Origin of the sequence: Streptomyces sp. NPDC059853 (assembly GCF_042731495.1) — a bacterium.
In the GTDB taxonomy this organism is placed as follows: domain Bacteria; phylum Actinomycetota; class Actinomycetes; order Streptomycetales; family Streptomycetaceae; genus Streptomyces.
In genome coordinates this window covers 1-9069 of record NZ_JBHWJL010000215.1, presented here as the reverse complement: position 1 = coordinate 9069, position 9069 = coordinate 1, and the positions used below count along the sequence as shown (strand labels likewise).

Genomic DNA, 9069 nt, shown 5'->3' with positions numbered 1-9069 from the left:
CGGCAGGACGCGGGCGAGCCGCGCACCGGCTCCCCTTTCCGGGGGCGGTGCGCGGCTCGCGTGAAGGCACGGGCCGACCGCGCCGGGCGCGGCGGCGGTCGCGCGTCAGTCCTTGAACGCGTCCTTGGCGTCCTTGAACCGCTCCTTGAGCGGGCGGCCGTCATTCCGGGAACCCCGGGCGCGCTTGGCCCGCTCGTCCGCCACCCGGCTGCGGGCCCGGCCCATGAGCTCCTTGGTCCTGCCGCTGGCCTGCTCGGCCATGCCACGGGCCTTCTGCTTGGTCCTGTCGGTCCTCTCGCTCACGGTGCTCACGTCCTGTCGTGCTCGACTGCAACGTACTCCTCCGCCTGACCGTGACCGGCGGTGTTTAAACCCGGGCGATCACGGCGACCCGAGAAACCCAAGGAGGTACACGTCATGGTCCCGATGCTTCTTGTGCTGCTGCTGGCCGTGGTGCTCTTCGGAGTGGGTTTCGCCGCCAAGGTTCTGTGGTGGATCGCGGTCCTGGTCCTGCTGATCTGGCTCCTGGGCTTCATCGTCCGCCCCCTGACCGGAGAGGGCCGCCGCGCCACCTGGTACCGCTGGTAGCTGCCCTCCCTGAGTCCCGGAGCCGGCGACCACGGGGTGACCGGCCCCGCACCGTACGTGATCGGCGCCCGCCCGTGGGCGCGGGCACGGGTGCGGGGCCGGTCACCCACGGCCCGGTCACTGATAGGTGAAGGTGAGGGGGTTGCTGGTCCCGCCGGGGGTCCTGACGGTGACGGGCACGCTCCCCGTTCCGGGCGGGGAGGTGGCGAGAACGAGGGTGTCGGAGAGCGCGGCGAACGTCGCGGGCGCGGCGCCGAAGAACACCTGCTCCGTGTAGGTGAGGGCCGTGCCGCTGAGCGTGACACTCGTGCCCCCGGCCGCGGGACCGGTGTCGGGGCTGAGGCCGGCGAGGGCGGGCTGCGCCACGTAGGTGTAGTAGGGATTGCCGACGCTCGGGTCGGTGGTCCCCCCGGGAGTGGTGACGGTGACCACCACGGTGCCGGTGCCGGCCGGCGCGGTCGCCGTGACCTGGCCGTCGTTCACGACGGTGACGCCGGTGGCCGGCTGGCCCCCGAAGTGCACGGCAGTGGCGCCTGTCAGGTTGGTCCCGAAAACGGACACGGTGTTGCCGCCCGTCGTGGGCCCGAAGTGAGGGTCGAGGCCGGTGAGGGTGGGCGCGGCTGTCGCGGCGTAGCTGTAGGTCACGCTGTTGCTGGTGCCGCTCGGCGTGGTCACGGTCACGGAGACGGCGCCCGTGCCGGCGGGGGCGGTGGCGGTGATCTGGGTGTCACTGTTCACCGTGTAGACCGCCAGTGCGGCTCCGAAGCGTACGGCGCCGGCGCCGGTGAAACCGGTACCCGTGAGAACCACTTGGTTGCCGCCCGCGGTGGGTCCCTCACCGGGCACGAGCGCGTAGAGCACCGGCGTGGTGAGGTAGGTGTAGGGGAGGCCGTTGCTGGTGCCGCCGGGTGCGGTGATGGTGACGGTGACGGATCCTGTGCCGGCGGGGGCGGTGGCGGTGATCTGGGTGTTGCTGTTGACGGTGTAGGTGGCTGGTGTGGTGCCGAAGTGGACGGCGCTTGTGCCGGTGAATCCGGTTCCGGTGAGAACCACTTGGTTGCCGCCGGTGGCGGGTCCTTGTGGGGGTGTGAGTGCGGTGAGGACGGGTGCGGTGAGGTAGGTGTAGGGGAGGCCGTTACTCGTGCCGCTCGGCGCGGTCACCCTCACGATCGCCTGGCCCGAACCCGCTGGGGCCGTGGCCCGGATCGAGGTGCTGCTGACGACGGTGAAGGCGGCGTTGTTCGAGCCGAAGCGGACGGACGTGACGCCGACGAAGCCGGCACCCGAGACGACCACGGTGTTGCCGCCCGCGGCGGGGCCCTGAGCGGGGCTGAGTACGGTGATCACCGGTGGCATGGAGCATCCTTTCTCGCTCGTTCAGGGGGCACCATCGGTGCGGAGCGCGGCCGCCCCCGGGGCCGTGATGGGGCCGTGCGTGTCCCGGTTGCCCGGAACACACACGGCCGCGGAGGTCAGGTGGTGAAGACGACCGGGGGAGTGCTGGTACCCCCCGGGTTGGTGACGGTCACGTCGAGTGCCGTGCCCGTCGGGGCCGTCGGCGGCACCGTCACGATCAGCTGGGTGTCGCTGAGGGCGACGAAGTCGGCGGCGTAGTTGGTCGGGCCGGCGGGGTCGGTGAAGGTGACCGCGCTGACGTCGTAGAAGCCGGTGCCGGTGATGAGGACGCCGGTGTCGCCCGGGGAGCCGGTGTTGGGGGAGATGGAGAGGGTCGTGGGCTGGTCGTAGTAGGTGTACTGGCCGGACGCGCCGGTGATGGGGCTGGTCCCGCCGGGGTTGGTCGCCGTGACGTTGACGGTGACCGGTGCGCCCGTGACGGGGAAGGACGGCGGGGTGACGGTGCGCTGGGAGTCACTGACCACCGGGCCGAGGGTGCCGGGGCCCGCGGGGCCGAAGGTGACCGCCGTGGCCGTGGCGAACCCGCTGCCGTAGAGAGTGATGGGGGGCGGTGAGGTGTCGGGGCCGACGTCGGGGTTCAGCCCCGCGATCGCGGGGCCGGCGACGTAGAAGAACGGCCGGCCGTTACTCGTCGAGGCGCCCACCGTCACGGTGACGTTCACCTGTCCGGCGCATCCGCCGGGGGCGGTCACGGTGATCTGGGTGTTGGCCACGGTGACCGTGCCGGTCACGTTGGTGTTGCCGAAGTGGACGGTCGGCGTGGTGGCGAGGGCACCGAACCCGGTGCCCGTGATGGTCACCGTGGTGTCGGCCGTGCCTTGGGTGGGGGAGATGGAAGTGATGACGGGTGCCATCGGAGTCCTCCTCTGCGGTCGGATCACCGGATGTCGTGCCGCGACACCCCCGGCGTCGTCCCCGGCGGAAGCGGATACCGGTCAGCGGACCGGAGATCACGACGGGGCGCCCGTCAATGGACCCGCGGCCGGGAATTCCTGGGAATCGCAGCACTGCCGCCGATTACCCCGGTGGGGCGATGAGCGGCCCATCTGGTGGAACATCAGCCAGTGAGCAATTCGGGTGCACGGGCGGCAAGTGAATAAACAGCACATCACCCGAAAGAGTTACCTTTATGTTTCTTGAGAGGCGGTGAGATATGTGTGTGGTGGAAAGCAATAACGCAGAGGTCAGCCGGGGCGAGAATGGCGGTGAGGCAGCGAAAGCGAGAGGGAACCGTTCCGCACTCCATAAGTAGTTGACCTGCGAACTTGTTGCCGTGGGTGCGCCGGCCACCGTGGCGACAAGGAAAGCGGTCCGTTTCTGGTGGCGACTGATTCAGCGTGAACCCAAGCGGGCTTCTTTCCCGAGTGCCTTCCGCATCGTTCGCGCCGTCGCGGCTACGGTCCTTGTGTTGTCCGGGAGAGGAAAGTGTCCCGGTATTCCTACGACGCAAGGAGTCGTGTCAGTGGCACGTTGGCAGGGGTTGAAATTCTGGAGGACGGCGCTTTTCTGCGCGCTGGCCATGGTTTTCGCGCTGGGGACCCCGGCAGCCGCTCTCGAGCCCTCGGCAACCACGGTCGTGGCCTCACCGACAACCGCGAACGTCGGCTCACCGGTGACCCTGACCGCGACGGTCAGCTGCGCGCAGGACCCCAGTGGCGGCCTGGGCGTCACGTTCTTCGACGGCCCCGACCTCCTGGCCACGGTGCCGGTCGGCTCCGACGGCGTGGCGACGTACAGCACGGCCTTCACCACCGCGGGCGCCCACACCATCACCGCGGCCTACAACGGGAATGACGTGTGCGCCGCCTCGAACGACGAGACCACCGTCGTCGTGTCGTCGGCACCCGTTCCCCCCAGCCCGCCCTTCGGGTGGTGCGCCCTCGTCTGCGGCAGCCTGATCAACTTCACCGTCGGCGACATCAACAACGTGATCGTGGTGCGCTGAGCCGTCGTCCGGCCATCCCGTCGGGGGCGACCCGATCGCGGCCCCGCCCCACCCGCAGCCCTGCGGCCCCGGGGCGGGCGCACCGCCTCTCGACGGACCGCACGACGACGGCGGGGCCTTCCTGGCCGATGTGGACATGGCGCTCCACACCCGGCCCGCAAGGCCCTCACCCGTTCACCGCCCCCGCCCGTGACGGCCGGCCGGCACCTCGCCGCGTTGTCAGAGCTCCCCCGCCGCGTTCTCCTCGTCGACGGCCATCGCGAACAGCGTCACCCACTCCATGGCGGCTTCCGCCCGCGCCCCCTCGCCGCGCAGTTTGCGCGCCGCGCTCGCCGCCCGCCGCCGGACCTTGAGACCGCCGGGCAGGATGCCCTCCTGGGTCAGGCCGCGCGCCACGCAGGCGTCCATCACGTCCCAGATGCACAGCAGACCGGCGCGGACGGTGGCCTCGTCACGCCACGCCTTCTCGTTCTCCAGCATCAGCGCGGACACCGACAGGCCACCGAAGTCCGCCCTACAAGTGCATCTCCTCCTCGATGATGCGCGTGATCTCTGGCCACGGTACGTGCAAGACGCCGACCAGCGACCAGTAGCTGTACATCTCCCGGACCAGGGCCGAGACGCCAAGGCATGCGGCATCTCGGTCGATGGAGCCTATGACTCGCCGGGTGATTCCTCCCGCGCCCCGGGCAGCTGGGGCGATGCCGTGACCGATCAACAGCGTGCCCGTACGGATGGCATCCAGCGTGGTCGGCGGCGCAGATCCTGCGAAGTTCCCGTAGATCAGTCGATGCCAGCGTTCTTGGCTTCGAACCCATGCCATGCGTTCCAGTCCGCTGCCGAGGTCTACGGCCATGCGTTCTGGGTGTTCGCAGTTCCACAGGAGCACGATGTCACCGAAGGTGCGCTCCAAGTGGCGGAAGCGCAGAGTGATGCCCTCCACCTGCCGTCGGCGCCACGAGGACAGCTTGCCGTCGACGCTCAGGTGCCGTGCGTGGAAGCCGAGTCGTGAGAGGACCATCAGCCAACCGTCGAGGATGGCGCCGTACTCGTCCAGGTCGCTAACGGGCTGCACCCGGGAGATGTTGACAAAGGAGGTCAGGAAGCCGTCCTTCAGCTGGCCGGTGGCATCGCGTTGGCCCGTTAAGCGAACGACCGGTTGGGGAAGGAAACCGCTTCTGTACGTGCGTGGTTGGCCGCCCTTGAGGAGCGGGTCGAGTGCCTGGACCGCGGAGATGGTCAGTTCGGTCTCCCGGCCCCAGCGGAGAGGGAGGCAGGCTGCACGCGGGACTCCATCCGCCGCGAAGCCAGTCTCCAGGGAGTCGAGCAACTCCCTCCACGAGGGCGGTCTACGCGGTGGTCTGTAAGGGCTGCCGCGGTCCCGATGTCGGACCTCGATATGGTGGCCATCAACCGTGAACTCCCAGCGCGGGCCCAACGCAGTACGCAGCACGCCAGGTATCTGCTGGGCCAAGGCGTCCCCGACCGTACGGTTCGCGCGGGTCAGCAAGGCCGTGTGGCCATCGTCTGGAAGTGGCCGGCCGGGTCGAAACGCTGCAGCCCGATCTCCTGAACCCGGCGGTGGTCGAGGGTTTCGGCCTGCTTGATCTGGTCGGCGAGTCTACGCGCCGCCGTCTCGTCGTCCTCCCGCGGATCGACGACGGTGACCGCACCGGTCTCGTCGCACAGGGCTGCCTGCGCGCATGTTCCTTCCCGCCAGGTCAGCGCGGCCATGGGGGTGCCGGCGCGCAGAGATTCGCCGAAGACGGCGGCACCGGCCTCCACGTACGTACGGGCGTACGTGTAGACGAAGACGGACGCCTCGGCGATCGCAGCCGTCTTGGCAGTACGACCGAGCTCTCCCACCCACTCCACGTGGTCGGCGGCGAGGATGCGCTCGTGACGTCGCACGTACTCCTTGTCGAAGACCGGGCCGACGATTTGGATGTGGCGGCCAAGGATCTGAGCTGCCCGTACCGCGATGTGCGGTGCCTTCTCCTCGTCGATCCGGCCGAGCCAGACGAGGTCGGTGCCGGCTGTGGCCGGAGGCTCCTCCTCGTGGAGGCCCAGGTGGACAGCGAGGTCGGGGATCGGACGGTGGTCGGCGTAGCGCTCCATCATCTCGGGCGAGTAGCAGTAGAGCCGCGACCGCATGCCGTCGAACGCGGTGGGGGTGTGCCGGAAGACCGGCGAGTGCTGGAACGTGGCGACGTCGCAGTCCAGCTCGCCCCAGGTGCGGGTCCAGGCCGGAAGCGACGGGTACTCGTGGCCCACGACCAGGAGGTCGTAGCCGCTGTCGCGCAGCTCGCGCTCGGCGAGCGTTCCGGGGGTGACGTCCTCCAGACGGACCGGCTTCCGGACCCAGTCTTCTTCCAGGCTCTTGAGCCAGCCCGGCCCGAGGAGGTGTACGTCGGCGCCTGCGGCTCGGGCGCCTGTGGCCACTGCCCACAGCCATCGTTCGATTCCGCCGTAACCGGCGGGAGGAAAGGCGTAGCTACCAGGGAAGTCGCAGACGCCGACGAGCACTATGCCTCCGGTGTTCCGTCCGCCGAGATCCGGCGGAAGCCGAGGTACGGGACGAGAGATTCGGGCAGGACGACGGAACCGTCCTGCTGCTGGCGCTGCTCGAGGAGAGCGGCCAAGGTGCGGCCGATGGGCAGGCCGGAGCCGTTCAGGGTGGCGACGAGCTTGGGCTTGCCGTCCGCGCCACGGGTCCGGATGTTCGCCCGGCGGGCCTGGAAGGTGCCGAAATTCGAGACCGAGGAGATCTCGCGGTACGTGCTCTGGCTCGGGAACCAGACCTCGATGTCGTAGGTGAGCTGGGCGGAGAAGCCCGTGTCACCCGCGGCCAGCTTCACGACGCGGTAGGCGAGACCGAGTTCCTTCAGGCACGCCTCGGCGTGTCCGACCATCCTCTCGAGCTCGTCGTCGGCATCGGCCGGGTCGACGATGCGGACCATCTCGACCTTGGCGAACTGGTGCTGGCGGATCAGACCGCGGGTGTCGCGGCCGTACGAGCCGGCCTCGGACCGGAAGCACGGGGTGTGCGCGGTGAGCGCGAGCGGGAGCTCGGCCGGAGGGATGATCTCGTCGGCGTAGAGATTGGTCAGCGGCACTTCGGCCGTCGGGATGAGGAACAGCTCACGGTCGGCAACGCCGGTCCTGAACAGGTCCTCCTCAAACTTCGGGAGCTGGCCGGTGCCGGTCATGGTCCTGCGGCTGACCAGGTAGGGGACCGAGTACTCGACGTAACCGTGTCGACGGGTGTGGAGGTCGAGGAAGAGCGTGGCCAGGGCACGTTCCAGGGCGGCGCCGGCACCGCGGGAGACCGCGAAGCGCGGACCGGACAGCTTCGTTGCCCTGCCGAAGTCGAGGATGCCGGTGGCCTCGCCGAGGTCGACGTGGTCCTTCGGGGTGAACGGGAACGCGGGGGGCGTCCCGACGCTGCGGATCTCCACCGCGAACTCCTCGGAGCCACCGTCGGGGGCCGAGTCGTCCGGCAGGTTCGGGACGTTCAGGAGCAGGTCACGAAGCTGGGCCTCGACCTGCTCCTGGCCGGCCTCGATCTCGCGGATCTGGTCCTTCAGCTCGCGGGCGCGCTCCTTCAGCTTGGTGATGTCGCCGCCCTGCTTGGCTGTCTGCTGCACCTCACTCGCCACTCGCTTGGACGCTGCCCGCAGTTCGTCGGCCGAGCGGATGTTCTGGTTGCGCCGAGAGTAGAGGGACTCCAGCTCGGGCAGGTCCAGGGTGTAGCCGCGGCGGGCAAGCCGACGAACCGCTTCGGTACCCATGTCGATCAGGGCGCGGGCATCATGCATGAGGAAGATCCTTTTGTACCTGCGAGTGGTATGGGGATGCGGGGTCGACGGTAGCAACCGCCAAGCCGTCCCCGTTCCGGAATAACCTCCCGTCACTGGTGTCAGCGGCACCGCGCTCAGCGCCGGCTCGGAGATCCTTCATCAGCGTCCTGACACGTTCCGGCAGCTCCTCGTCGGAGATGGCGACGGGCTCGACATACGGTGCCTCGGGGAAGAACAGGGGCATGGGCTGGTCCGGTGTCCGGGTGCTGTGCCACAGGAGTACGGAAACCAGCAGGCCGTGGGCCACGAGGACGCGAGGGCCGGGATGTTCCAGAGCCGCGAGGACGCTCGTGAGCATTCTGCGGACTCCCTCGATCTGCGACTCGGTGCTGCCGGGTGGTCGCTCGCTGGCGCCGTGCTCGTCGAGCCAAGCGGCGTACTCGAGGAAGGGGCCTCCTTCGAAGTCTCCGTAGTCGAGTTCGTTCAGCCGCGGGTCGATGATCAGCTCCGGTCCGGGGACGCCCATCGGTAGGTTCGCGGTCTGCTGGGCGCGGGGAAACGCGCTGGCCACCCACGTCTCGACGCTGTGGAGCGGCAGGCTGTTCCACCCTCGGCCCAGCGACCGTCGACCGTCCTCGTTCAGGTGGACGGGTTTGATCGGGTCGCCGTTGACGAGGTAGTGCCGGCTGTAGTCGGTCGGCCCGTGGCGGAGGACGTAAGTCGTCATGGTCGGTCTCCTGGGGTAGGCGCCGACAACCACGCAAGGACATCGGCCATTCGCGATGCGCGTGGATCGGCGGTTTCGAGGTAGTAGAGAAGACCGTCCACCGCCAAGGCCCGGCACCACGGCGCCAGTACGGGGACGGGGATGCGGGCGACCCGGGCGGCTGTGACCAGGCGGGCACCGGTGTCGTGCCCGAGGTCGTAATACACGGTCCAGAAGGCCCAGTCGAAGGCGGCGTCACCAGCCATCGGAAGGGGATCGACGAACCGTGGGTGCCCCAGCCAGTCGAAAAGCACGTTCTCGCGGTAGAGGTCCGCGTGCAGGATCGTTGCGCGGCCGTCATCCTCCTGCAAGGCCACGAGCTCGGGGAGGAGTACGTCGACGAGCCCCTGCCACGGGCCGAGGTCGACCGACCCGAGTCTGCGCAACACCCGCGGGCGTACTTCCTGGTCCAGGTATGTGGCCAGAGACGGGAGGTGGCGACGGTGACGGCCGGAGGTGTGGAGGCCCTGGAGGGCCGCGGCCACCGTTTGCAGCTCTCGTGGCGTTCCACTTCACCTGGGTCCTGGACGCGCAGGCGGTGGTCCCGGTGGTGG

10 protein-coding genes and 1 pseudogene are annotated in these 9069 nt (G+C 69.1%); 2 read left to right on the top strand and 9 right to left on the bottom strand.

Going from position 1 to position 9069, the window contains the following annotated elements; translation table 11 throughout:
- Positions 1 to 105 precede the first annotated feature (105 nt).
- The gene (locus ACFV5N_RS20145) at positions 106 to 303 is read right to left on the bottom strand and encodes a hypothetical protein (RefSeq protein ID WP_385601577.1); all 198 of its coding nucleotides are present in this window, start codon (positions 301 to 303) and stop codon (positions 106 to 108) included.
- A 114-nt stretch (positions 304 to 417) separates the two neighbouring features.
- Here ACFV5N_RS20145 and ACFV5N_RS20140 point away from each other — a divergent pair, with 114 nt between their 5' ends.
- Positions 418 to 588 carry a hydrophobic protein gene (locus ACFV5N_RS20140; protein ID WP_385601574.1) on the top strand — a complete coding sequence of 57 codons (171 nt, stop codon included), beginning with the start codon at positions 418 to 420 and terminating at the stop codon, positions 586 to 588.
- A 117-nt stretch (positions 589 to 705) separates the two neighbouring features.
- On the opposite strand, the gene ACFV5N_RS20135 is transcribed toward ACFV5N_RS20140, so the two are convergent.
- Positions 706 to 1944, bottom strand: a complete 1239-nt coding sequence (locus tag ACFV5N_RS20135) for an IPT/TIG domain-containing protein (RefSeq protein WP_385601571.1) — start codon at positions 1942 to 1944, stop codon at positions 706 to 708.
- Positions 1945 to 2060: 116 nt separating this feature from the next.
- On the bottom strand, positions 2061 to 2858 hold the full coding sequence (locus tag ACFV5N_RS20130; protein ID WP_385601568.1) for an IPT/TIG domain-containing protein: 798 nt from the start codon (positions 2856 to 2858) through the stop codon (positions 2061 to 2063).
- Between the two features lie 608 nt (positions 2859 to 3466).
- On the opposite strand from ACFV5N_RS20130, the gene ACFV5N_RS20125 reads away from it, so the two are divergent.
- Positions 3467 to 3949, top strand: coding sequence for an Ig-like domain-containing protein (locus tag ACFV5N_RS20125; protein ID WP_385601565.1), 483 nt, complete (start codon positions 3467 to 3469; stop codon positions 3947 to 3949).
- Positions 3950 to 4177: 228 nt separating this feature from the next.
- On the opposite strand, the pseudogene ACFV5N_RS20120 reads toward ACFV5N_RS20125, so the two are convergent.
- From ACFV5N_RS20120 to ACFV5N_RS20095, 6 genes and pseudogenes are all read right to left on the bottom strand, one after another.
- Positions 4178 to 4450, bottom strand: a pseudogene (locus ACFV5N_RS20120) (L-serine ammonia-lyase, iron-sulfur-dependent, subunit alpha); the annotation flags it as partial.
- Positions 4451 to 4463: 13 nt separating this feature from the next.
- Positions 4464 to 5279, bottom strand: a complete 816-nt coding sequence (locus tag ACFV5N_RS20115; RefSeq protein ID WP_385601562.1) for a hypothetical protein — start codon at positions 5277 to 5279, stop codon at positions 4464 to 4466.
- A 173-nt stretch (positions 5280 to 5452) separates the two neighbouring features.
- A complete protein-coding gene (locus tag ACFV5N_RS20110; protein WP_385601559.1) occupies positions 5453 to 6391 on the bottom strand; it encodes a glycosyltransferase in 939 nt (312 codons plus the stop codon).
- 83 nt (positions 6392 to 6474) lie between these two features.
- Entirely contained in the window at positions 6475 to 7767 is a 1293-nt protein-coding gene (gene serS / locus ACFV5N_RS20105; RefSeq protein WP_385601557.1) for a serine--tRNA ligase, read from the bottom strand.
- On the bottom strand, positions 7760 to 8476 hold the full coding sequence (locus ACFV5N_RS20100) for a histidine phosphatase family protein (protein WP_385601554.1): 717 nt from the start codon (positions 8474 to 8476) through the stop codon (positions 7760 to 7762). The genes serS and ACFV5N_RS20100 overlap by 8 nt, the downstream gene beginning before the upstream one ends.
- Positions 8473 to 8904 (bottom strand): hypothetical protein, encoded by a 432-nt coding sequence (locus ACFV5N_RS20095; protein WP_385601551.1) that lies wholly within the window; start codon positions 8902 to 8904, stop codon positions 8473 to 8475. The genes ACFV5N_RS20100 and ACFV5N_RS20095 overlap by 4 nt, the downstream gene beginning before the upstream one ends.
- Positions 8905 to 9069 lie beyond the last annotated feature (165 nt).